Raw genomic sequence first — 20,082 nt, 5'->3', positions numbered from 1 at the left:
CCTACTAGACAGATATAACAAATTCTTATTAGCACACGGATATACCGACACAGATATAGAACTTGAAGAACCAACAGCAATAAATATGTTTATAGAGGAGGAGGAACAATAGTTATGGAAAAAGAAATAGAAAAACTTTGGCAAGAAGAAATGGACAAGATTCAGAAATCTGGAGTAATACCTAACTTTTCTTATATGCACGATGTCTGTATGAGACTTGTCTCTAAGTCCCGCCAAGACACTATAAACGAAGTGCTAGAGAAGATAGACAGTTGGATAGAATCTTCTAAACAATTTGATAAAGAGTGGAACAAAGGTTATTTAGCCGCAATGGAACAAATAAGGTTTGAACTGGAGTCAGAGAAGGAGGAATAATAGTTATGGAAAAAGAGATAAAAATAAGAGAAATAATAATAGCACCTATTCGTTTTGATAAAGAGGGCGGTTCATTCTGGGACTCTAAAAATAATATGATAGCTGATTTAAGAGGTTGGGGAAGAATCCAGTATTTACCGAATCCAGAACAAACACAGGATGAAATAGGATATTTTATAGCAGACGCAATAACCGAAAAACTTACTAATAAATCTCGCCAAGACACTCTAAACGAAGTGCTGGAGAAGATAAGTCCAGCCTTTAAAGAGATAAAAGAGATGCTTAGCGATATATATACGACTTGTCCAGATGGGTGGAATCAAGCACCTAAAGGAGATGATGTGGCACACGACTTAGTGGTTAATAGTCTAGTAGACTACAAGGAAAGCTATATATGCGACTATACAAAAAAAATCAGGAAAAGCCTTGAAGACCTTGAGCAAATAGTTGAGGGAATGAAAGGGAATAAGGATCAGGGATGGAAAAAGAAATAGCTTGTTACACTAAAACATTTGAAAGAAACCCTAAAAAAGCAAAACAATTACGAAAGATTGGAATGTCTTATGTGAAAATAGGCAAAGAACTTGGATGTAGTGACCAAACAGCTAAAAAATTAACAGAACAAGGAGAATAAGGTGAAAAAAGAAGAAATAATAGAATGTCAAAAGATTGTAGATAAAACTATCACAATGAATCCAACTATAAAACAATCAGAATTGGAATGGGTTATAGATATGGCGATGTCTAAGGGTAATGAGGGTTATGGAGAAGAGGGCAGGATGTGGTCGGAATTTTTAAAATATAAGATAGACCAATCCCGCCAAGACACTCTAAACGAAGTGCTGGAGAAGATAAAGAAACTACCAAGTTATCCTCACGATATGGGAGCTATAAAATTTCCACAATATAGCAAAAGGCTTAAAGCATTAGAAGACCTTGAACAACTAATCAACGATATGAAAGGAGAACAAGATGGCAGAAACTAACATAAAAGATGAACTAACAACGAGGGAAAAAATATCAATACGCCTTATTATTTTGTTAATTAAAATAGTCAAGCCATTCAGCTGGGACCACGAGTTCAGCAATGCAATCAAACCAGTGGAGCAACTTATTGATGGATTGAAGTCAGAGAAGGAGGAGTAATGAAGTATATGTTCTACAAAACGCTGATTATGATACAAGGTTGGAATATTGTATTACTTTCGCCACTTGCTGAAACAATCAGATATAGTGATTTATTTAAAGAATTTTGGACGAGGTATTAAATGAGCAATAAAGAAATGAAAGAACCATCCGTAGAGACAAAGATAATTAAAAAGGAGGACAAAGTGAAGTTTAAACTAACGAAAACAACTAAAACATTCTGGAGTGGAACACTATATCAAATTGAAGCTACTGCAAATTTCGGCAGTATCAAAAAGGGTGAACTTGGTGGCTGGGTAGAAAAGGAAGACAACTTAAGTCAAGACGGTAATGCTTGGGTCTATGGCGATGCTTGGGTCTATGGCAATGCTTGGGTCTATGGCGATGCTTGGGTCTATGGCAATGCTCAGGTCTATGGCGATGCTCGGGTCTATGGCAATGCTCGGGTCTATGGCGATGCTTGGGTCTATGGCAATGCTCAGGTCTATGGCGATGCTCAGGTCTATGGTAATGCTCGGGTCTATGGCGATGCTCAGGTCTGTGGTAATGCTTGGGTCTGTGGCAATGCTCGGCTGGAAGCCAAAGCAGGGTTCAAGCTAGGTTGGTTTATTGGCGGAGATGATACAGGAAAAATCAAAGACATTACCGACAAGACAGGTTCAGATTATTGGGAAAATCAGTATGTCTTAGGCGATTACGAGATTGAGGATTTAGAAGAAAAGGAAGAAAAAGAAACTATAAAGATTGGCAACAATACCTATGATAAAAGTGAGGTTGAGTCTGCCCTCAAGAATGTGAAATCGCTATGAAAGAACCATCCGTAGAGGAGCAGTCCTGCGTATTTTGTAAAAGGATTGCTAATAGGGAATATGAAGATAGGTTCGCAGGGTTCGTCTGTTTTGAGCCACTCAATCCAGTCACTCCAGGACACAAGTTAGTAGTCCCAGAACTTCACACAGCACACCTAAACAATCCTGAATTAAATGCTAACCAAGTGGGATGGGCGTTGAGATATTTCACCAATGATTTGGACTGTGACTATAATATTATTACTAGCAAAGGAACTGATGCTACCCAAACGATTCAGCACCTACACTTCCACATAGTCCCACGACACAAAGATGATGGATTACAACTTCCTTGGTCCACCCAACAAGCACAGATGAGGGATAAGGTATTGGAATATAAACGCAGAAACATATTAAGGATGAACTCAAGTGAAATAGCACTCATAGACGATTTATTGACCATCTTGGGGGAGGAATGAAACTCCAATACAAAAAAGTAAAAATAGCTATGCCACATTGCGGGGATTGTGGCGAAAGACTTATGGGAAATAACAGTATGATGAATCCTTACAACTGTTCTTGTGGAACTTGGGAACGGGATACCATAAAATCTATGTTTGACTATAAGATAAGGGAGGAAGAATGAAAGTAAGAATGTTAAAACCAAGATTAAGACAAGCAAAGGGGAATGAATACGAAAGAGGGATCTTCTTGCCAGCAGGAGATTATTTGGTAGATAACGAATACAAAGGGTTGGGATATGTGGTTTTTACCGATAGAGGCTTAAAAAATAGAACCATAATTACTTACGAGGAAGGAGGATTACTGTGATAGTAAATGGAGTAGAATATCAATATCCAGGAACTTGCGAGCACAAACCAAAAGTAACGGATCGTGGCGATGAAGTGATTTGTTTGGTTTGCGGTAAGGTATGGAAAGAATCAGAGTACCAAACATACGCTTATGCCACAATGCCAAAGTCCAAAGATCTATTAACGCCAAAGCAGATAGTAGAGCAGAAACTAATACTTACAAGAGGAGGGGTAAATCCGATTAAAAGCTACAGACAAATTTGGAGAATAATAAAGTCCGGCAGAATAAAATCAACAGTAGATAGCACCGGACATTATCTAGTAAAGAGAAAAGACATAATCAAATACAATAACGATATTTTATCCCACAAAATGCTTGACATTTAATGTCTTATAGCATATAATTTAATTAATATTAAAAAACCATAAGGAGGCAATATGGGATTTGAAGACTACATGGTAGAAGAGTTGGAAAACTCAACGGAAACCGAGAGGGCGGTTATATTACAAACACCACAGGGTAAAGCATTAACTAAAAAATGGCAACAGGAGGGCTAGGAAATGAAAAGCGCATCACAACGATTGAAAAAAGTTATAGAAATGCGAGGGAAACAGATGGGCATAAATGGCGAGAAGGATCAAAGACTATTCTACAATAAAGTAATTAAAAAACTAGAAAACGATGCTATGAAATTATTGCGACAGGAGGGGTAAATGGAATTAGAAAAACTAAAAGATAAGTTCAGCCCTTTTGATATAGAGTGGCGAATACAACGAGCCGGTAAGAGTGGCGAAAAAATGTGGGGTATGGTACTGGCTTATGTAACGAACCGAGCCATAATGGAGCGCCTAGATGAGGTATGCGGACAAGAGAACTGGAAGAACGAGTTTGAACCTTGGGGTTCTAAAGGTGTCAAATGTGGTATCTCCATAAAGACAGATAAGGAGTGGGTTACTAAGTATGATGGTGCAGAGGAAACCAATATAGAGTCAGTTAAGGGTGGTTTTTCTAGCAGTATGAAACGAGCAGGTGTTCAATGGGGTATTGGAAGATACTTATACAACCTAGAAGCAACCTTTGTAGATATTCAACCAACCAAAAGCCCTGCCACTGGTTTTGTAAATTATATAAACGATAAAAGTTCTGGTGTTATAGGTTATTGGAAGACACCAGAACTACCAAAATGGGCATTACCAACTATTAAAAAGGAGGAAAACACTAATGGAAATTAATGAGTTAAATAAGAAGACCTGTATATTAGCAGATCTAAGACGCATGAAAGATAGCGTAAAAGAAGAAATAGACACCAAACGATCCGAGTTTGAAACAACTATTGAAGCAGAAACTACTCTTTATAAAAATATGCTCGGCAAGATAGACGAAGTACAAAACGAGATATTAGAAGAATTACGCAAGGATAACTTAACACAATGGAAGACCCCAGACGCAACTATAAGCAGGAAGTTTACAACTAAATACAGCATTATTGATAAAGCCCTGCTGATAAGCGACCTAGTGTTGAAAAAGCTAGACAAAGAATACACTATGATTGATGTTAAGCCAGAGGTTAAAACCTTGTTTGATAAGATTGAACTTGCTGGTGTTGAGAAAACCGAAACAGATTACATAAGTGTAATTGTGAAAAAGGTTGGGCAAGAAAATGGAACAGAGTAACATATTTCAAGTTCCTGCACATCTTGATAAAGTAACCCCTCGTAAAGACAAAAGCGTAAGCCTAACCTTTGTTACTAAAGAGATTAGTGGCGAGGAAGTAGCTCTGTTAATGACTAAGTTTTTTAACACTATGGGTTGGGTATTATTTAAAGAGAACGAAATAAAGTTTGATGATGTGCCAGAACAAGATGCAGACATTGAAGGTACTAAGTTTAAAAAGCCAAGCCTTAGATTACGCAATGCAATTTGGATGTATGCCAAGCTCGTGAAAGGTGTTGAAGATAACGACAGGGTAGGACACGAGCAAGTCTATATTGAGCAAATGGAAAGAGCAATATTAGCAGTTAAAAGCAAACTGCCGGAGGAATAAATGGAAGTAAAAAAATACGAATGCGCACATTGTGATTTTAAGACTGATAGCGACAATAAAGCGTGCAAACATAACAAAGAGTTCTCACACGAAATGTGGGTTAGAATAGATGACAGATGCTGGGAAAGAAAAAATGTATGCCAAAAGTGAAACAAAAAATAAAGTTTGTGAATCTTTCTGATCTTCCTATTGGTGCTATAATAAAGTTAATAAGAGCCAATGCAAGGGATGTTGAGAAACGAGAAAAGTATGAGACTATTCAAAGTCCGCAAGTGTAAGGTTTGCGATAAAGAGATCAAGGTAACAAGTACATTACAAAACAAATGCTTCTTTTGTGCTATTAAAACACATAAAAAGATAAGTGCAGGGAAGAAGACCAAACAATGGAAAAACTTTAGAAGCAAATACCTAAAAGACAAGAAGAACCATGAAGGGTATTTTGTTACTAAATTAGGAGAGTGGGTCAAAAACCCTGATTTAGATCATATAAAGAAACGGTCTACAAACCCCGAATTAGTCTTTGATAAAGATAACATAGAACTAATGACACCTGAGAGACATCGGCTTGAAAAACACAAGTAAATATGATAGAATGTAGTTGTCGTGGAGAACAGAACTTTGTTTTGCCTCACTCTACGACATTTATATAAAAAGACGACTGCTTGTACCCTCCGGCAGTCGTCTTTATTTTGTTTACTTTTTTGAGTTATATCCATCTATTAGATCGAAGATTATATCTGAATATGTATTGCCCTCTTCATCGCACTTTTCCTTGAACTTTCTCAGGCTATATTGTCTAACCTTATTCTTCCCTGTATTAGCGATTATATAGTCTTGTTTTGGCTCGTCTCTCATATTATGCTCCCAACTGCTTTAATATCTCTTCTCCATACCACCTTCTATTTCCTGCTATTCCGTATCTCTCATACTTCTGAATACCTACTAGAAGGCTCTCAGGCGTTGCTGACGGGTCTTTTAAGGTTTCCGATAGGTTCGTATAGCCCATACCCTTTGCATCTCTCGGCATTTCAACATTTAACGCCCATTCTATCTGTTCAACAAGTCCACAAGGCATATCGTATCGTCTGCCTGGATGCCATTGTGCTAAACCTTGAGCTAGTCCGCCATCTCCATAATTCCCACAAGGGATTAGATGGCTTTCGGCTATGAAGTTTCCTGTCAAGTAAGCTGTACCCTGTTTTGTAAGCCCATTTGCTTGTAATATCCCAATAACTTCGTTGATTTTCTCAACGCTTACTGCTGAATGCGGTGAAGTTGTTACCGCCCATTTTTCAATTACTACTTCTTGTGCTACGGCAATCGGTTCTTGAACTATTATCGGCTGAGGCTGTTCTATTCTTTGGTAGAACAACCCCCCGATTACCAAGACCACAATAATTGCGTATGCTTTTTCCATTATTTTAAGTTTCCTTTAATGAGGTCTGCAATCGCATATACCCCAATTACTCCACCACAAACCATCTGCCCGATTTCTGGTAGATTGATATAACCTACTAAGTCTAACGCCCCTGCAATCATTACAAGTGCTAACGCTACTCGAACTGTTGCCTTGATTTGAATTTTAATATTTTCTGTTTTCATTTGTTTCACCTCCCCTCCTTAGTTTTGATAACTAGTATCTGACTAACAGTATAAACCTGTTTAAATAAATTGTCAATAAGATTTATTTAATGCTGTGGATAAGTACGCATAAAAAGGTTTGCATTATTGGCTTATTTATAGTATAATTGTAAGTAACAAATAGAGGGTGTCGTGAACAAATACAACGCTAAAAAAACGATATACAATGGCATTACTTTTGATAGTAAGAAGGAAGCCGAATTCGCTATGTACTTAGATAGTGAACAACAGGCCGGAAGGATACACGGGTATAACAGGCAAGTACCTTTCGAGGCAATCATAAATGGTAAGAAGTGTTTCAAATACATCCTGGACTTTGAGGTATTGAACAAAGACGACACGATCTCTCATATAGATATAAAGGGTATGCGCAAAGGACAAGCGTATGCTATGTTTAGAATTAAGAAAAAGATAATTGACGCATTATTTAACATAAATATAGAGGCAGTATGATACTACTAGAAAAGCCAAGGATGAACAAAGAAGGCAGCATATTTCTAAAACGTGGTTATTATTCCCTTATAAGAGAGATACCACGGCTAGGATGGTTAGTAAGTGCAGGGTACACCGGGCAGACATCAATCATTAGGTTTGATGAAGGATCGGAGTATAATGATACAAGCAATTAAATTAGCGATCAGATATTATTATTATGAATTACTTTGGAGACTTGGAAGATGAATGACGAAAACCTATTACATGATGAAAGACCAGTAAGCTGTTATCATAACTGGATACCAGTAGAACATTTAGAGATGCCAGCCGGAACTGGAATAATTAGAAACACTACTAAACTATATTGCACTGAGTGCGATGAAATGAAGAAGGTAAAATACTAATGGCAAAGACCAACCCAAATGGAGCTAATCAGTATGTTTTAGACCCAAGGCAGAAGATGTGTTGGGATTTATATATTAAACCCGGAACTGAATACTTTGGTAATGGCTTGCAATCTGCTATAAAGGCAGGATACGATAAAGAGTATGCAGCACAGATTACTACAGCAGAATGGTTCTTAGAAAAACTTAGAAGGCTTGGAATGCTAGGGAAAGCCGAGAGAGTGCTAGATAAAGCCCTAACATATTCTACTGAAAACGATGAAGGAAAAGTGATAACAGACTTGCTCAGAATACAAACAGATGTAGCTAAGCATATCACAAAGACACTAGGAAAAGATGAAGGCTATAGCGAGAGATCGGAAGTAGAACAAACGGGTGAAGTAACTATAAAGATAGAGCGATTCACCAGTGGAGATTAAGCTACCTCACTTATTTAGACCTAGAGGTTATCAGTTACCATTTTGGAATGCTGCTGATACTTATAAACGACTCTTTGTTATATGGCCTAGAAGACATGGTAAAGATAAAACCTTTTATAATAAACTCGTTCAAAAGGCAGTAGAGCGTACAGGAAACTATTTTTATATATTCCCAGAATATGCACAAGGGAAGAAAGCTCTATGGGATAATATAGATAATGATGGGTTTAGAACTATAGACCACGCCCCAAAGAGCTTAGTGGTTCGAAAGAATAGCACTGATATGCTAATAGAACTAATAAACGGTTCTACGATACAGATAGTCGGTGCTTCGAACATAGACAGAGTAGTCGGTTCTAATCCTGCCGGTGTAGTATTCTCTGAGTATCCACTTATAGATCCAATGGTATGGGGTTACTTATGGCCTATTCTAGCAGAAAACAAAGGCTTTGCTTGGTTTAATGGTACACCTCGTGGAAATAACCATGCCAAGAAGCTCCTAGATAACGGTAAGAACAGCCCTGATTGGTTTACCGAACACTTAAATGCCCTAGACTGCGATGTATTCTCAAAAGAAGAACTAGACAAGATACGAGAAGAATACTTTGAGTTGTATGGAGACTACCATTTATTCGACCAAGAGTTTATGACTAGCTTCGATGCTCCTGTCATGGGAGCTTATTATGCTACTCACATGAAGAGAGTAGAAGATGATGGTAGGATTTGCTCTGTCCCTTATGACTCAGCAGTTCCAGTTACTACTGCATGGGATCTTGGTGTAGATGACTCAATGACAATATGGTTTTACCAGATAGTCGGCAAGGAAATACATATTATTGATTACTATGAGAACAATGGCGAGGGAATTCCATTTTATGCGAATATAGTCAATAACAAGGGGTACTCATATAACAGACACTACTGGCCTCATGATGGCGCTGCAAGAGAGCTAGGGACAGGTAAGACTAGGCAAGAAACAGCACTTACTCATGGTCTAAAGGTTGAGATAATACCAGCCCAATCGGTAGAGGATGGTATAAACTCAGTTAGAAACTTGCTATCTCGTTGTTGGTTCGATGAGAAGAAGTGCTTTAAGGGTACGGAAGCGCTCAAGAATTACACTAAGGACTTTGATGAAAAGAACAAGGTATTCAGAAATTACGCAAAGCACGATTGGGCTAGTCATGGCGCTGACGGTTTTAGATATTTGGCGTTAAGTTATAAGGATCTAGCGCCGGATAAAGAACCAAGACCAAAGGCTAAGAAGTTAAAATTCCATGTTTAATAGAGGGAAAGCTATGAATTACGGAAGCATCATTACAAGAGAAACCTATCACGACAGCACAGTCATCTCAACGAAAGTAGAGTATGAGCAATCTATCTTCTCTGAAAGGGAATCACTGTTCAAAGACATAATCGAGGCGATGGCAATACTAACCAATGGAAGCACGAAGAAGGTAACACTAGAGATCAAGATTGACGACAAGGAACGAATACGAATTTTAAAGAGATGGAGCGTGTAATGACCCTAGATGTAACAAGCGAGTCAGTATGGTTTTTGCGATACAAAATAAATAGGATAGTGAGGAAGTACGCAGATCTACCAAGTAAACTAATCATCACCCAGAAGCAATACAAGCATCTCAGCAAATCCATTGAGGTGTGGGAGGGCTACAGAGATGTACCGGCAGAATATTTATTCCATAGTAAATGGAATGTAATGGAGCTTGAAATAAGATAATTATTATGATACAATAGGCATGTAATGATTACAGCGTTACCGAACATGTTTATAAAAGCATCTCTGCTGTAATCGGAGGTGCTTTTGTTATAAGGAGAAGGATGAAAAAAATAGATGTAAGCACACCGAAACACCCTAATATGTTTGCCCTAGTCGACGACGATGATTTTGATTATCTCAGTCAGTTTAAGTGGTACTTCAACAATGGATATGCAATCCGCAACAGCAGATGGAAAGAAGGTAAGAGACACGCTATTCACATGCACAGAGTCATTAACAATACTCCTGATGGGATGGATACTGACCATATAAGTATGGACAGATTAGATAATAGAAAATCAAACCTTAGAAGTTGTAGTCGTAGCCAGAATAGAATGAACGTAAATGTCCACACGGACAACATATCGGGGTTTAAGGGCGTCGGCTGGCATAAACGTGATAGAAAGTGGCAGGCACAGATAATGAATAACGGAGAAAACTATTATCTTGGTTCATTTGATACTCCCGAAGAAGCGGCGATGGCATATAACCATAAAGCCAAAGAATTATTCGGGGAGTTTGCAGGATAATTAGTAACGTGATATAATGTCATAAGCATATGAATGGTCATCGCACACAGGATGCTTTTTAAATAAGGAGCATTGCAATGGCGTTTATCCCTAAAGACGAAATCAAAAGCATATATGACGAAAGCAAGCTAGAACAAACAATTTGGCAGGAAGACTATCCTACTTATGAACGTCTTGCCAATAATGATCTAATAGACGGGCTAGATGAAAACCTACCGGAAGTAAATGACGGTAGTTTGGCAGCAGCTCTTTTTAAATTACCCAAAAGAATCGTATCAAGTAAGTTGTCCGGTAAAGTCAAGCCCATCGATCGTGATGAAGCCTGGATTGCCGAACTTGCTAATCTACAATGGAACAATGAAATAATACCAAATGCTAACTCTCAAGCACCATTTACTCGTAAGTGGAAAGATTCAGTAAGAAAATCAGCTATCTATGGTTCAGTTCCTATCATCAACCTATTTGTTAATAAAGGCGACTACACTGGTTCTGACTTCATTATTGCTCAGCCTCAAGATGTATCGCTAGAGCCAGGTAAAGTATCTGATACTGACTCAGATGTCATATTTTGGGAAGTTTACTATACAAAATTGCAGTTAAAGAACATTATCGAACAGGCTAAAAAGGATAAAAAACAAGCTAAGGCAGACGGTGTAGAAGAAGGCGAATACAACAAGTGGGACATTGCGATGCTTGAAGAAATCATCAAACTTAACGCTGAAGAGAAGCGTAAGGGTACTAATGGCCCGAAGACAGAAGATGACAAAGGTATAGGCGTTAAGGGAATAAAGTTTGTTGTAGCCTTCCAAAGAGGCATCAAAGCTCCTTTTTATATGTTTTACTCAGCCAAGAACAACAAGTGTGTCAGAGAATGGACTAACCCAGACCCAACAGGCGATATTCCTATTCATTATCTATATTGCTACCAAGACTTTATAAACCCTTACGGAATCGGGATCGTAAAGCTCGCCGGTGGTACTCAAAACGTACTAGATTATATGAGACAAGCTGACGTACTAGCAACTCAAGTAGGGATAAGACCTCCTATTGCCATTGAAGGCAACGAGGCTGATGTTGATATAGACTCAATAGTTTATTCGCAAGATGCTATATGGTTCACTGGTGGTGCTAAAGTCGTGAGACAAGAGTTAGCGAATGGTATTTATGCACAGCTTCCAGGTAGAGTATCAATGTACAAAACTTCACTTAATCAATTAATACCTTTAGGCGACACAAGTGCTACGGCTGCAGAATCAGGCGATCCAACTCAATCAAAGACCCCAGCCGGTGTTAAAATGCAGGCCGCTTTACTTTCGGTAGATGACCAAGACTTCAAAGATAATTTATACGCAACCTACGAAGCAGTCGCAAGGTCAATGATCAATACTCATTTTGCTAACATGCAAGGCAGTGATCTTATGAAACTATCTGACGATGAGCGAGAGATACTCAAGAAGGCAGGACTACCATTCCCTGAGAATGAGAACGGTGAGATGAGCAACGAGCTTGATGTCGTATGGGATAAGGTAAGAGCTACCTTTGAATTTGAGATTGATCCTGATGTAGATAAAACCAAAGACGATGCCGACAAACTAGAAGGACTTATGAAAGTAGCAGAACTTAAAGCTGCAAACCCAGAATTAGACCAAGAACTAGCGATGTCTCAAAAGAAGCTAAATATGGGCGAGTTAATGAGCGAGATTATCAAGCTAACCTCAGACAACAAGAAGATTATTACTGATATAAGCCCAGAAGATGAAGCAGCGCAACAGATGGGGCAACCACAGATTGACCCACAAACAGGACAGCCTATAACTAACCAACCTGACCCATTGATGGAAGCAGACCTCGCTATGAAACAACAGAAGATGCAACAGTCTGACGATATGCACCAAGCAAAAATGGCTAAGATGACTGCGCCTGATATTTTACAAGAGCAAGATATGTCCCAAGGCCAAGACATTACACCTGAAATGCAAGCCAACATAGACGCTCTAATGAAAGAGTTTGGAGTAGATGAGAATATAGCACTTGCCGCCTTATCTGCTGAAGCTCAAGGAGAAGACCCAGCCACTATAATTGAAGTACTAAAGAGGATAGGAGGAGGCGCAAATGTCTGATGAGAAGTTATACACAGGGATAACTAGCCAGAGTTTTGTAAAGTCTAAGGAAGAAAAGCAAGAGAAGAAGCACGAAGCATCTGAGAAGAGGAAGATATTACTTCCGGCCGGTGAATTGCTGAAAGCAGAGTTTGCAAAGGAAATAGACAAGGTATCTCGCATAAACTATACGGATCTTGATAAACTCACCAATGATTATGAAGTAAAAGCCGAGTTAATAGCACAACAAAGGATAGTCATAATGCTAACAGTAATAGAAAACAGACTGACTAACCTGTTAAGAGATAACAAGTAGATGGATGAAGAAGAAATTGTAGAACCGGAATACACGCTTAACCTTGATAATTTACCCAAAGTAGGCAATGATGGCCACAATTTTGTTAAACGGGGCATAATAGTCACCTGTGATGGAGCAGGAACGCATCCACCACATAGACACGCTATAAAGTGAAATAGATCACAGCCCAAAAGGGCTGAAATCTGTATCCCTTTACAGAAGAAGACCTCACTTTACGAGGATGGGTTCACCGCCCTTAAACTAGGTAGAAATTAAAAAAAAGGAGATAACATGGCTGACGAAATAGCCGAAACCGGCGAAGTCGAAGAAACAACTCCCCTAGAGGAAATCGAAGTCTCACTAGAAGACTTAAAAGACATGGAAGAGTCCGATAACGAGGCTGAAGAAACCGAAGAGGAGACTGAGACTGCTGAGGAAGACGAATCAACAGAATCAGAAGATACTACCGAGGAGGCATCTGAGGAAGAATCTGAAGAAGAAGATGAATCGCAACGGTCTGATGAGGAAGCGCAGAAACAGCATAATCGAGAGATGGCTGAGAAGCGTATCCAAGAAAAGAGGTTAAAAGAGGCAGGGATCAAAAAGCAACTCGATGAATATGTCGCAGAAGCTGATGACGAAACTACTTTAGCTGTCAGACAACTACAAGTCGAAGCGTACAAAACAAAGGTCGAAAGAAACGAAGGTTTATTGAAAAACCAATATGAAAAGGCGATGAATGACTTTCCGATATTAAGGAATGCATCACCTGAAATACAGGCAGAAATAGACCAAGCGCTTGATACATTTCAAGCCTTGAGCGTAACAATCGATGCATGGGGTAACCCATCAGATGTACGAGGAGATTTGTACGAAGCATTAAAAACTAAAGCAAACTCTATCGAAAAACTGACTGCTATCGGTGCTAAGAGACAAGAAGGCGATAAATCTAAATCCAAAGCAAATGCCTTGACACCACCTTCAAGAACGCCAAAAGCACCTAAGAGTGACCCAGACATAGATGCGTTCAACGAAGAAGCATACGGAAAAGAATAGAGAGAAAAGGAAACAATGGCAATCAATCTAGCAAATAAGTTCGAGAAAGCAACATCAGAACTATTAGCTGCTAAGGCTAAGACTTCCGGTATTGTCAACAACAACTGGGATTGGGATGGAGTAAATGCAATCAGCGTTTATACACTAACTGATCCAACAATGGGCAACTACACTCCTAATGGAGCAAACAGATATGGTAATCCAACAGAAGTACAAGACACCATTCAGACATTCACTCTTTCAAGAGATCGTTCTTGGACAAACACAATCGATATGTCAAACTATCAGGACACTATGGAAATTCGCAAGCCTGCTAAATTCCTAGCACAAGCTACAAAGAACGTATTAATTCCTGAAATTGACACCTACAGATTAGCAGCTTTGAACACAGCTGGTATGGTAGCTAACCGTGACGACATCGTTGCTGACGCTGCTACTACTGCTTCAAACGCTTACACTAACTTCACAGCTATCAACGCTGACATAACAGACCACGAAGCACCAGAATCTGGCCGTGTCGCTGTTATGACCGCAGCTTACTACAACTTCCTTAAACAAGGCGGATTTGTACTTGATAGTGATTCAGGTCAAGCTAAGTTAAATTCCGGTGACCTAGGTCAAGTAGACGGTTGTTCAGTCGTTATCTGCCCTTCAGGTAGAATGCCTGCAAACACCGATCTTATCATCACTCACCCAAGCGTAATGTGCGCTCCTGAAAAACTAAAAGAGTTCAAGGTTCACACAAACGCACCTGGTATCAATGGCTACCTAATCGAATTCAGAATTAGATACGATGCCTTTGTAGACAGCAATAGAATCAACTGTGTTGGTCTTCACCACACTGCATAGTAATTAACAACTAAAGAAAAGGAAATCTCATGGCAAAATCACCTTGGTTACAAGAAGTCGAAGATGATGCAAATCGCATCACCCTAGAAAGAATCAAAGCTAACAACGAAGAACAAGCCCGCAAGAAGGCCAAAGCTGATGCCGAAGCTGCGAAAGTAGCCAAGGCAAAAGCTATAGAAGAGCCAATAGTCGAACCACTAGTTGTAGAACCAGAGGTAGAACTAAAGGCGAAGAAAGAAGGTAAATAATGGCAATTGACGCAACGGGTATCAACTTATCAGGATTTGGATACCAAACAGTAGAAACAATAACAGCTGCTACGTTAACAACTGATATAAATGACAATGGTAAAGTTCTAAACTTCACCCATGCAACTCCTGTTGTTACGTTACACGCTACCGACGTTGGAACAGTTTTAACTTTCCGAGTTGGTGCAAATCCACAAGTTCTAACTATTAGTCCAGACGCAAACGACCGAATCTCAGGTGTAGACCTTGCAACTAGCGAAAACAAGGATTTAATCTTTACCAATCAACCAATAGGTAGCTACGTTACCTTAGTAGCTGATGGTTCAGATGGATGGCTAATCAGTGCAGTATCTGGTGCAGTAACAATCGAATCTTAATAAATTAAATTGAAATCTACCTAAGCAATCACTGACTTTATAGGCAAACGTCTAATAAGCAAATGCTGAAATAAAGAGAACGCAAAGGTCTTAATCAAAAGAAAGTAGAGAACAAAATGCCAAAATTCATAAGACAAAATGACAACACCCTTACAGGAAACAACACCTTTTCAGGTACTAACACCTTTTCAGGTGCAGTAGTATCGAGTGGTGGAATAACCGTAACTGGGCCAACGAGAACATTAAACCCAGTAAACCAAAATACTATTGTAGTTATAGATGCTCAAAATGGTACTCCAACAATTGCTGAACTTTTGCGAGGCATAGTTACTCATAACTCAAAGACTGGTGCTGGAACATTAACAGTCCCAACAGGAGCATTAATGTCAGCTGGGGTCACTGATGTGGCCATTGGTTCAACTTTTAGATGGCTATATTACAACTACGGTAACCAGACTGTAACTATTACACCTGCTGACGGTCATACCCTAGTAGGTGGTACTGCTGCTGTTACGACTGGTAAACACATGGAAATCACAAGTGTTTGTACTGCTGCTAATACATGGGTATCATATTTAACGACATTGATGTAAGGAGTAACTATGTATACAGAAACTAGTGAAACTTATCAACAAGCAACAGCAACACCATCCGCTTTCATTGGCGGTACAGCAAATGCTCGTGGTGACTTTGATGGAACGGGAAATCCATTAACTTTATTTACGGTAACTGGTACAGTGGCTATGAAATTGTTTGGTCGATGTACAGTAGACTTAGCTGGTGCAGGAGGAACGGTACAGATAGGCACAGCCCTATCAACTGCTGCTCTTATCGCACTGACTACGGGTACTGACATTAAGGCAAATGAACTCTGGCACGATGCTACGCCTGACGCTTCGATTGAGTTATCGAGCGTACTGACGGAGAAAATCGTAAACCAGAATGTAATCGAGACCGTTGCGACTGCAAACATCTCATCGGGAAATATACAGTACGTGTGTCTTTGGCGTGCGATTACCCCAGGGGCCACAGTTACTGGAGTTAATTAAAAAAAACTCTACCAGCATAGTTATCTGTTTTCTGGTGACAATCCCTGCAAAGGGTGCGCCCGTTGGCTAGGTCAAATCTAAGTTCAGGATAAACTGCCCAAGACTTGACATGGTCTGACTCTAGCCAACAACCAGATTTTCCACATAACTGACATGTAAAGTTGTCACGTTCCTTGACCAACCTAGCCCAAGTTTTATACTGACCACCATTCTTATACGTAGAATTATCGTGTCGGCACTTCATGCATAGTGATGTTCTGGGCTTGTAACTAGATAAGGTAGACCCGCACCTAGTACACTCCGGTAATCCACCCTTCCACATTCCGTTGCTAGTACCAGACAGACCTTTACTAAAAAAACTTTTACCTTTCTTAGTAGACCAATAACAGGAATATGAACAGTATTTACCATTAACCCTACGATCTGTACCTTTTAACTTAAACGACGATCCACATACAACACATATTCGTGTTGTACCAATATAATTATGAGGCTTACCGCCTTTTATGAATTGACCCTTACTGTTTCGTTTATTCATAATACAACTATAACAGCTAATATAACGACAGGCAATACAATAATTAAGCTAAGGGAAAAACTAATATGGGATTAGAAGAATTAAAACAAATATACGAAGATAAAGACGCAAAGATTATAGCCGAAGAGAGACATGCCAAGACAATCAAGTCTCAGAAAATTGTTTCGGACACGATCCTTGGTGCTACTACTTCGCTTATTCGCTATTTAGAGGGTCATACTACCCAAACAGAGGTCATAAACCAATTAGAATCCATAAATACTCCTGACTCTCTGGCTGTTATCCCTCATATCCAAGCTCTCGATAAGACGATGAAGGGGCTTAAAAATACTGACTTGACCGAAGTGACCAAGGTTATGACATCCATCCTAGATGAGGTTAAAAACATCCCCAAGGAAAACATCGAAATACCTGAACCGGACAAGCAGATAGATTATTCTGAACAGTTTAAGGCACTGAAAGAAGCCATTGATGCTGTTGGAGATTTCGTAAAGGATCAAAAACTAATATCCGAGGCTCCTATAGTAAATGTACCTGAAACCAAGATAAACGTAGAAGCGCCTGATTTAAAACCTCTTCAGAAGGACATAGCTACTGTTGTATCGGCTATTAATAAGATCGTAATACCGGAATACAAAACAGACAACAAGGCTGTCGAGGAACTTGTAAAGAAGTCAAACGAGCTTTTAAAGAAACTAATAGACAAACCTGTCAGTCGTGGTGGAGGTGGCGGTGGGATCGTATCTTATGTCAACTCAGCTGGTACAGCTATCCCAGTCACGCTGACTGAAAGCGGAGAAGTTCCAACAGCAGAGATAAAACCAACAAATACAGAATACACATGGGTGTTGGGAACCCTTACCAAGAAGGTCGAAATGTTTGCAGACAAGGTAGTCACTACTGATTACACATGGGTTGGCGGAAATCTAACAGAAAAGACAATAACAGTAAGCTAGGAGGATTCATGGTTAAAATCTATGGTATGGGATGGGTCGGGAGAGCAGTTAGAGAACTGTTCCCTGATGCCATGATTCACGACCCAGCACAAGGGCTGATATGTGAGGAAAAAGCAGACGTGGCGTTTGTCTGTGTCCCTACACCATTAAAGGACGGCAAACTAGACACTTCGATTGTAGAAGAAGTGGTCAAAACAGCCCAAGAAGATCTACTTATAATCAGGTCAACAGTAAACCCTGGTGACTGCGACAGATGGGAAGCAATGGGAAAGAATATAGTTTTCCAACCTGAGTACTTAGGTGAAACGCCATCTCATCCACTTTTAAACGAATCTCAAACTAGATTTATGATACTAGGCGGTAAACCTGAAAATCGCAGAAAAGTTATTGAACTTTACACGAAAGTCTATAACGCCAACATCACGATAAGACAAGTCACCAACTTAGAAGCCGAAATCATTAAGTTAAGCGAAAACAGAGCGATTGCCTTTAAGGTGATGCAATGCCAAGAACTCTACGACGCTTGCGAACTCGCTGGGGTAGACTATTACACCATAAGAGATGCAGTTTACGGAGATGACCCAAGATTCAATTTATGGTGGACATTTATATACGATAACAGAGGGTTTAATTCCTCAAAATGCTTGGTCAAAGACGTGCCAGCGTGGTGTGCTTGGGCTGAGAGTTTAGGATATGACCCGACAATAACAAACGAGTTAGTTAGGAGGAGTAATGCTTACTGTAATAATTCCAGGTAAAACTGAAAAATACTTTAAAAGAACAATAGAAGAAGTTTTAGAAAAAGCCACAGGCGAGATAGAAATCTACGCTTGTACCGATGGCTACCCTGAACCTTTAGAAGATAGAATAAACGACCCTAGAGTTATCTACATCAACACCGAACCGTCTACTGGCAATCAGAAAAGACATTTAATCAATATGGCAGTAGCTCAATGTAAGGGTGAATATGTAATGACCCTAGATGCTCACTGTATCGTAGGTGAAGGGTTTGACGAAATTTTGATAAGAGACCACCAACCTAACTGGGTTCAAATACCACGCAGACTAAGGCTAGACGCTGAAAATTGGAAAGTAGAAGAAGACGACAGACCGCCAGTAGATTACGAATACCCGATGTGGCAAGCGTGGAAAAAAGGACAACTAAAGTCTTTCAGATGGGAAGAACGAACAAAAGAACGAATTGACATTCCTATCGACGAAACAATGGCTTTTCAAGGTTCTTGCTACTTTTTAACTAAAGACTACTACAACAAACTTGGGCTAATGCAGACCGATGGATATGGCGGATTTGCTCAAGAAAGCGAAGAAATCGTTTGTAAGGTTTGGGCTGATGGTGGAAAGGTGATGACCAATAAGAATACTTTTTACTGTCATTTACACAAAGGGAAGAAGCACGGAAGAATGTACGACCTTAACTGGGCGGAAGTAAAAGACTCAATAGCTTACTCGTACAACTTTTTTGTTAATGAACACCGAGATGTTTACCTAAAGAAGATACCTCAGTTTATGCCAATCCCGAATTGGCCTGAGGATTGGGAGGACTACCTTGGATAGAGAGAAGTTTTTATTAGATAAATTTAAGTGTAAAGGCGAAAGTCCTCACTTCATAAAGGTTTCAAGATGGAAAGCCTTGCCATGCTTAATGGCTGAAATGGGGCTTAAAGTCGGTGTGGAGATCGGAACCGAACAAGGTAGGTTCGCTGATTGTCTTTTAAGAAAAATCCCAGATTTAGACCTTACCGTAGTTGATTGCTGGGAACCCTACGAAGGCTACCGAGAGAATATGGGCGACCATATCACCGAGTACGAAAAACGAGCCAGAGAACGCCTTGAGGGTAGGTGTAAAATCATCAAAGCCTACTCAATGGATGCTGTTCGTGAGTTTGAAGACGAATCTTTGGATTTTGTATATATAGATGGAAATCACAACTTTATAAACTGTGCTAACGATATTAGTGAGTGGAGTAAAAAGGTCAAAGTCGGTGGACTTATTATGGGACACGACTACACGCATAACAACGTAGGCTATGAGCGGACAGACGTTGATTATGTCGTAGACGCTTGGACAAAAGCTCACGACATTAAGACTTGGTTTGTAACGTCAGAGGGCGACCGATGCCCTTCATATTTTTGGGTGCAGAAATGAAGATAATAGAACTTACAAAAGGCAGGCAGGCAATCGTAGATGATAGCGATTATAAATACCTCAATCAGTG

General features: G+C 39.6%; 35 protein-coding genes. 32 read left to right on the top strand and 3 right to left on the bottom strand.

The features are described from left to right. Positions 1-114 precede the first annotated feature (114 nt). From M0R80_17585 to M0R80_17515, 15 genes are all read left to right on the top strand, one after another. Entirely contained in the window at positions 115-375 is a 261-nt protein-coding gene (locus tag M0R80_17585; protein MCK9461446.1) for a hypothetical protein, read from the top strand. A 5-nt stretch (positions 376-380) separates the two neighbouring features. Beyond that, on the top strand, positions 381-869 hold the full coding sequence (locus M0R80_17580; protein MCK9461445.1) for a hypothetical protein: 489 nt from the start codon (positions 381-383) through the stop codon (positions 867-869). Next, a complete protein-coding gene (locus M0R80_17575; protein MCK9461444.1) occupies positions 854-1,009 on the top strand; it encodes a hypothetical protein in 156 nt (51 codons plus the stop codon). The genes M0R80_17580 and M0R80_17575 overlap by 16 nt, the downstream gene beginning before the upstream one ends. 1 nt (position 1,010) lies before the next feature. Next, entirely contained in the window at positions 1,011-1,361 is a 351-nt protein-coding gene (locus tag M0R80_17570) for a hypothetical protein (GenBank protein ID MCK9461443.1), read from the top strand. Next, positions 1,348-1,521 (top strand): hypothetical protein, encoded by a 174-nt coding sequence (locus tag M0R80_17565; GenBank protein MCK9461442.1) that lies wholly within the window; start codon positions 1,348-1,350, stop codon positions 1,519-1,521. Before M0R80_17570 ends, M0R80_17565 begins: the two co-directional genes overlap by 14 nt. Positions 1,522-1,643: 122 nt before the next feature. Continuing rightward, positions 1,644-2,330: a hypothetical protein gene (locus M0R80_17560; protein MCK9461441.1), complete on the top strand. Its 687-nt coding sequence runs from the start codon at positions 1,644-1,646 to the stop codon at positions 2,328-2,330. Next, positions 2,327-2,788, top strand: a complete 462-nt coding sequence (locus tag M0R80_17555; GenBank protein ID MCK9461440.1) for an HIT domain-containing protein — start codon at positions 2,327-2,329, stop codon at positions 2,786-2,788. Before M0R80_17560 ends, M0R80_17555 begins: the two co-directional genes overlap by 4 nt. 163 nt (positions 2,789-2,951) lie before the next feature. Next, on the top strand, positions 2,952-3,140 hold the full coding sequence (locus M0R80_17550; GenBank protein MCK9461439.1) for a hypothetical protein: 189 nt from the start codon (positions 2,952-2,954) through the stop codon (positions 3,138-3,140). Beyond that, positions 3,137-3,508 carry a hypothetical protein gene (locus M0R80_17545; GenBank protein ID MCK9461438.1) on the top strand — a complete coding sequence of 124 codons (372 nt, stop codon included), beginning with the start codon at positions 3,137-3,139 and terminating at the stop codon, positions 3,506-3,508. Before M0R80_17550 ends, M0R80_17545 begins: the two co-directional genes overlap by 4 nt. Positions 3,509-3,682: 174 nt before the next feature. After that, the gene (locus M0R80_17540) at positions 3,683-3,835 is read left to right on the top strand and encodes a hypothetical protein (protein ID MCK9461437.1); all 153 of its coding nucleotides are present in this window, start codon (positions 3,683-3,685) and stop codon (positions 3,833-3,835) included. Beyond that, entirely contained in the window at positions 3,836-4,354 is a 519-nt protein-coding gene (locus M0R80_17535) for a Rad52/Rad22 family DNA repair protein (GenBank protein ID MCK9461436.1), read from the top strand. It abuts the gene before it with no gap. Next, positions 4,344-4,796 carry a hypothetical protein gene (locus M0R80_17530; GenBank protein MCK9461435.1) on the top strand — a complete coding sequence of 151 codons (453 nt, stop codon included), beginning with the start codon at positions 4,344-4,346 and terminating at the stop codon, positions 4,794-4,796. The genes M0R80_17535 and M0R80_17530 overlap by 11 nt, the downstream gene beginning before the upstream one ends. After that, complete coding sequence (locus tag M0R80_17525; GenBank protein ID MCK9461434.1) at positions 4,783-5,166, top strand: hypothetical protein; 384 nt, start codon at positions 4,783-4,785, stop codon at positions 5,164-5,166. Before M0R80_17530 ends, M0R80_17525 begins: the two co-directional genes overlap by 14 nt. A gap of 116 nt (positions 5,167-5,282) precedes the next feature. Further along, on the top strand, positions 5,283-5,444 hold the full coding sequence (locus tag M0R80_17520) for a hypothetical protein (protein ID MCK9461433.1): 162 nt from the start codon (positions 5,283-5,285) through the stop codon (positions 5,442-5,444). Then, positions 5,416-5,748 carry a hypothetical protein gene (locus tag M0R80_17515; GenBank protein MCK9461432.1) on the top strand — a complete coding sequence of 111 codons (333 nt, stop codon included), beginning with the start codon at positions 5,416-5,418 and terminating at the stop codon, positions 5,746-5,748. The genes M0R80_17520 and M0R80_17515 overlap by 29 nt, the downstream gene beginning before the upstream one ends. 274 nt (positions 5,749-6,022) lie before the next feature. Here M0R80_17515 and M0R80_17510 read toward each other — a convergent pair whose 3' ends face one another. Further along, positions 6,023-6,583 (bottom strand): phage tail tip lysozyme, encoded by a 561-nt coding sequence (locus M0R80_17510; GenBank protein ID MCK9461431.1) that lies wholly within the window; start codon positions 6,581-6,583, stop codon positions 6,023-6,025. Next, positions 6,583-6,777, bottom strand: coding sequence for a hypothetical protein (locus tag M0R80_17505; protein ID MCK9461430.1), 195 nt, complete (start codon positions 6,775-6,777; stop codon positions 6,583-6,585). The genes M0R80_17510 and M0R80_17505 overlap by 1 nt, the downstream gene beginning before the upstream one ends. A gap of 162 nt (positions 6,778-6,939) precedes the next feature. Between M0R80_17505 and M0R80_17500 the strand changes: the two genes are divergently transcribed. The 13 genes from M0R80_17500 (at position 6,940) to M0R80_17440 (ending at position 16,351) form a co-directional block, all read left to right on the top strand. Next, complete coding sequence (locus tag M0R80_17500) at positions 6,940-7,260, top strand: DUF1064 domain-containing protein (protein MCK9461429.1); 321 nt, start codon at positions 6,940-6,942, stop codon at positions 7,258-7,260. Positions 7,261-7,645: 385 nt separating this feature from the next. Then, complete coding sequence (locus M0R80_17495; protein ID MCK9461428.1) at positions 7,646-8,065, top strand: terminase small subunit; 420 nt, start codon at positions 7,646-7,648, stop codon at positions 8,063-8,065. Next, the gene (locus M0R80_17490; GenBank protein ID MCK9461427.1) at positions 8,055-9,350 is read left to right on the top strand and encodes a hypothetical protein; all 1,296 of its coding nucleotides are present in this window, start codon (positions 8,055-8,057) and stop codon (positions 9,348-9,350) included. Before M0R80_17495 ends, M0R80_17490 begins: the two co-directional genes overlap by 11 nt. 557 nt (positions 9,351-9,907) lie before the next feature. Then, positions 9,908-10,375 (top strand): AP2 domain-containing protein, encoded by a 468-nt coding sequence (locus tag M0R80_17485; GenBank protein ID MCK9461426.1) that lies wholly within the window; start codon positions 9,908-9,910, stop codon positions 10,373-10,375. A gap of 77 nt (positions 10,376-10,452) precedes the next feature. Beyond that, on the top strand, positions 10,453-12,495 hold the full coding sequence (locus M0R80_17480) for a hypothetical protein (protein ID MCK9461425.1): 2,043 nt from the start codon (positions 10,453-10,455) through the stop codon (positions 12,493-12,495). Then, positions 12,488-12,790: a hypothetical protein gene (locus M0R80_17475; protein ID MCK9461424.1), complete on the top strand. Its 303-nt coding sequence runs from the start codon at positions 12,488-12,490 to the stop codon at positions 12,788-12,790. Before M0R80_17480 ends, M0R80_17475 begins: the two co-directional genes overlap by 8 nt. Then, on the top strand, positions 12,791-12,946 hold the full coding sequence (locus tag M0R80_17470) for a hypothetical protein (GenBank protein ID MCK9461423.1): 156 nt from the start codon (positions 12,791-12,793) through the stop codon (positions 12,944-12,946). A 117-nt stretch (positions 12,947-13,063) separates the two neighbouring features. Next, positions 13,064-13,828 carry a hypothetical protein gene (locus M0R80_17465; protein ID MCK9461422.1) on the top strand — a complete coding sequence of 255 codons (765 nt, stop codon included), beginning with the start codon at positions 13,064-13,066 and terminating at the stop codon, positions 13,826-13,828. 15 nt (positions 13,829-13,843) lie between these two features. After that, a complete protein-coding gene (locus M0R80_17460) occupies positions 13,844-14,677 on the top strand; it encodes a N4-gp56 family major capsid protein (GenBank protein MCK9461421.1) in 834 nt (277 codons plus the stop codon). Positions 14,678-14,706: 29 nt separating this feature from the next. After that, positions 14,707-14,925: a hypothetical protein gene (locus M0R80_17455; protein ID MCK9461420.1), complete on the top strand. Its 219-nt coding sequence runs from the start codon at positions 14,707-14,709 to the stop codon at positions 14,923-14,925. Then, a complete protein-coding gene (locus M0R80_17450) occupies positions 14,925-15,302 on the top strand; it encodes a hypothetical protein (protein MCK9461419.1) in 378 nt (125 codons plus the stop codon). The genes M0R80_17455 and M0R80_17450 overlap by 1 nt, the downstream gene beginning before the upstream one ends. 116 nt (positions 15,303-15,418) lie before the next feature. Next, entirely contained in the window at positions 15,419-15,895 is a 477-nt protein-coding gene (locus M0R80_17445) for a hypothetical protein (protein ID MCK9461418.1), read from the top strand. 9 nt (positions 15,896-15,904) lie between these two features. Continuing rightward, positions 15,905-16,351 carry a hypothetical protein gene (locus M0R80_17440; GenBank protein ID MCK9461417.1) on the top strand — a complete coding sequence of 149 codons (447 nt, stop codon included), beginning with the start codon at positions 15,905-15,907 and terminating at the stop codon, positions 16,349-16,351. Here M0R80_17440 and M0R80_17435 read toward each other — a convergent pair. Further along, positions 16,344-16,595 (bottom strand): HNH endonuclease, encoded by a 252-nt coding sequence (locus tag M0R80_17435; protein MCK9461416.1) that lies wholly within the window; start codon positions 16,593-16,595, stop codon positions 16,344-16,346. The two genes, M0R80_17440 and M0R80_17435, sit on opposite strands and share 8 nt — an antisense overlap. 359 nt (positions 16,596-16,954) lie before the next feature. Here M0R80_17435 and M0R80_17430 point away from each other — a divergent pair, with 359 nt between their 5' ends. The 4 genes from M0R80_17430 to M0R80_17415 are packed head-to-tail and all read left to right on the top strand — an operon-like array spanning position 16,955 to position 20,012. Next, positions 16,955-17,845, top strand: a complete 891-nt coding sequence (locus M0R80_17430; protein MCK9461415.1) for a hypothetical protein — start codon at positions 16,955-16,957, stop codon at positions 17,843-17,845. 8 nt (positions 17,846-17,853) lie between these two features. After that, on the top strand, positions 17,854-18,603 hold the full coding sequence (locus M0R80_17425) for a hypothetical protein (GenBank protein MCK9461414.1): 750 nt from the start codon (positions 17,854-17,856) through the stop codon (positions 18,601-18,603). Beyond that, positions 18,578-19,420: a glycosyltransferase family 2 protein gene (locus tag M0R80_17420; protein MCK9461413.1), complete on the top strand. Its 843-nt coding sequence runs from the start codon at positions 18,578-18,580 to the stop codon at positions 19,418-19,420. The genes M0R80_17425 and M0R80_17420 overlap by 26 nt, the downstream gene beginning before the upstream one ends. Further along, complete coding sequence (locus tag M0R80_17415) at positions 19,413-20,012, top strand: class I SAM-dependent methyltransferase (protein MCK9461412.1); 600 nt, start codon at positions 19,413-19,415, stop codon at positions 20,010-20,012. The genes M0R80_17420 and M0R80_17415 overlap by 8 nt, the downstream gene beginning before the upstream one ends. Positions 20,013-20,082 lie beyond the last annotated feature (70 nt).

This window comes from Pseudomonadota bacterium (assembly GCA_023229365.1).
In the GTDB taxonomy this organism is placed as follows: Bacteria; Myxococcota_A; Polyangia; order JAAYKL01; family JAAYKL01; genus JALNZK01.
Note: the sequence above shows the minus strand (reverse complement) of the source record. Positions and strands in the feature narration are given on the sequence as shown.

Coding starts and splice junctions, on each gene's coding strand:
- M0R80_17585 (MCK9461446.1), top strand. CDS start 115: ATGGAAAAAGAAATAGAAAAACTTTGGCAAGAAGAAATGGACAAGATT.
- M0R80_17480 (MCK9461425.1), top strand. CDS start 10,453: ATGGCGTTTATCCCTAAAGACGAAATCAAAAGCATATATGACGAAAGC.
- M0R80_17510 (MCK9461431.1), bottom strand. CDS start 6,583: ATGGAAAAAGCATACGCAATTATTGTGGTCTTGGTAATCGGGGGGTTG.
- M0R80_17485 (MCK9461426.1), top strand. CDS start 9,908: ATGAAAAAAATAGATGTAAGCACACCGAAACACCCTAATATGTTTGCC.
- M0R80_17560 (MCK9461441.1), top strand. CDS start 1,644: ATGAGCAATAAAGAAATGAAAGAACCATCCGTAGAGACAAAGATAATT.
- M0R80_17430 (MCK9461415.1), top strand. CDS start 16,955: ATGGGATTAGAAGAATTAAAACAAATATACGAAGATAAAGACGCAAAG.
- M0R80_17540 (MCK9461437.1), top strand. CDS start 3,683: ATGAAAAGCGCATCACAACGATTGAAAAAAGTTATAGAAATGCGAGGG.
- M0R80_17465 (MCK9461422.1), top strand. CDS start 13,064: ATGGCTGACGAAATAGCCGAAACCGGCGAAGTCGAAGAAACAACTCCC.
- M0R80_17530 (MCK9461435.1), top strand. CDS start 4,344: ATGGAAATTAATGAGTTAAATAAGAAGACCTGTATATTAGCAGATCTA.
- M0R80_17565 (MCK9461442.1), top strand. CDS start 1,348: ATGGCAGAAACTAACATAAAAGATGAACTAACAACGAGGGAAAAAATA.
- M0R80_17455 (MCK9461420.1), top strand. CDS start 14,707: ATGGCAAAATCACCTTGGTTACAAGAAGTCGAAGATGATGCAAATCGC.
- M0R80_17520 (MCK9461433.1), top strand. CDS start 5,283: ATGCTGGGAAAGAAAAAATGTATGCCAAAAGTGAAACAAAAAATAAAG.
- M0R80_17420 (MCK9461413.1), top strand. CDS start 18,578: ATGCTTACTGTAATAATTCCAGGTAAAACTGAAAAATACTTTAAAAGA.
- M0R80_17580 (MCK9461445.1), top strand. CDS start 381: ATGGAAAAAGAGATAAAAATAAGAGAAATAATAATAGCACCTATTCGT.
- M0R80_17450 (MCK9461419.1), top strand. CDS start 14,925: ATGGCAATTGACGCAACGGGTATCAACTTATCAGGATTTGGATACCAA.
- M0R80_17435 (MCK9461416.1), bottom strand. CDS start 16,595: ATGAAGTGCCGACACGATAATTCTACGTATAAGAATGGTGGTCAGTAT.
- M0R80_17470 (MCK9461423.1), top strand. CDS start 12,791: ATGGATGAAGAAGAAATTGTAGAACCGGAATACACGCTTAACCTTGAT.
- M0R80_17555 (MCK9461440.1), top strand. CDS start 2,327: ATGAAAGAACCATCCGTAGAGGAGCAGTCCTGCGTATTTTGTAAAAGG.
- M0R80_17535 (MCK9461436.1), top strand. CDS start 3,836: ATGGAATTAGAAAAACTAAAAGATAAGTTCAGCCCTTTTGATATAGAG.
- M0R80_17550 (MCK9461439.1), top strand. CDS start 2,952: ATGAAAGTAAGAATGTTAAAACCAAGATTAAGACAAGCAAAGGGGAAT.
- M0R80_17515 (MCK9461432.1), top strand. CDS start 5,416: ATGAGACTATTCAAAGTCCGCAAGTGTAAGGTTTGCGATAAAGAGATC.
- M0R80_17460 (MCK9461421.1), top strand. CDS start 13,844: ATGGCAATCAATCTAGCAAATAAGTTCGAGAAAGCAACATCAGAACTA.
- M0R80_17445 (MCK9461418.1), top strand. CDS start 15,419: ATGCCAAAATTCATAAGACAAAATGACAACACCCTTACAGGAAACAAC.
- M0R80_17525 (MCK9461434.1), top strand. CDS start 4,783: ATGGAACAGAGTAACATATTTCAAGTTCCTGCACATCTTGATAAAGTA.
- M0R80_17425 (MCK9461414.1), top strand. CDS start 17,854: ATGGTTAAAATCTATGGTATGGGATGGGTCGGGAGAGCAGTTAGAGAA.
- M0R80_17475 (MCK9461424.1), top strand. CDS start 12,488: ATGTCTGATGAGAAGTTATACACAGGGATAACTAGCCAGAGTTTTGTA.
- M0R80_17495 (MCK9461428.1), top strand. CDS start 7,646: ATGGCAAAGACCAACCCAAATGGAGCTAATCAGTATGTTTTAGACCCA.
- M0R80_17575 (MCK9461444.1), top strand. CDS start 854: ATGGAAAAAGAAATAGCTTGTTACACTAAAACATTTGAAAGAAACCCT.
- M0R80_17440 (MCK9461417.1), top strand. CDS start 15,905: ATGTATACAGAAACTAGTGAAACTTATCAACAAGCAACAGCAACACCA.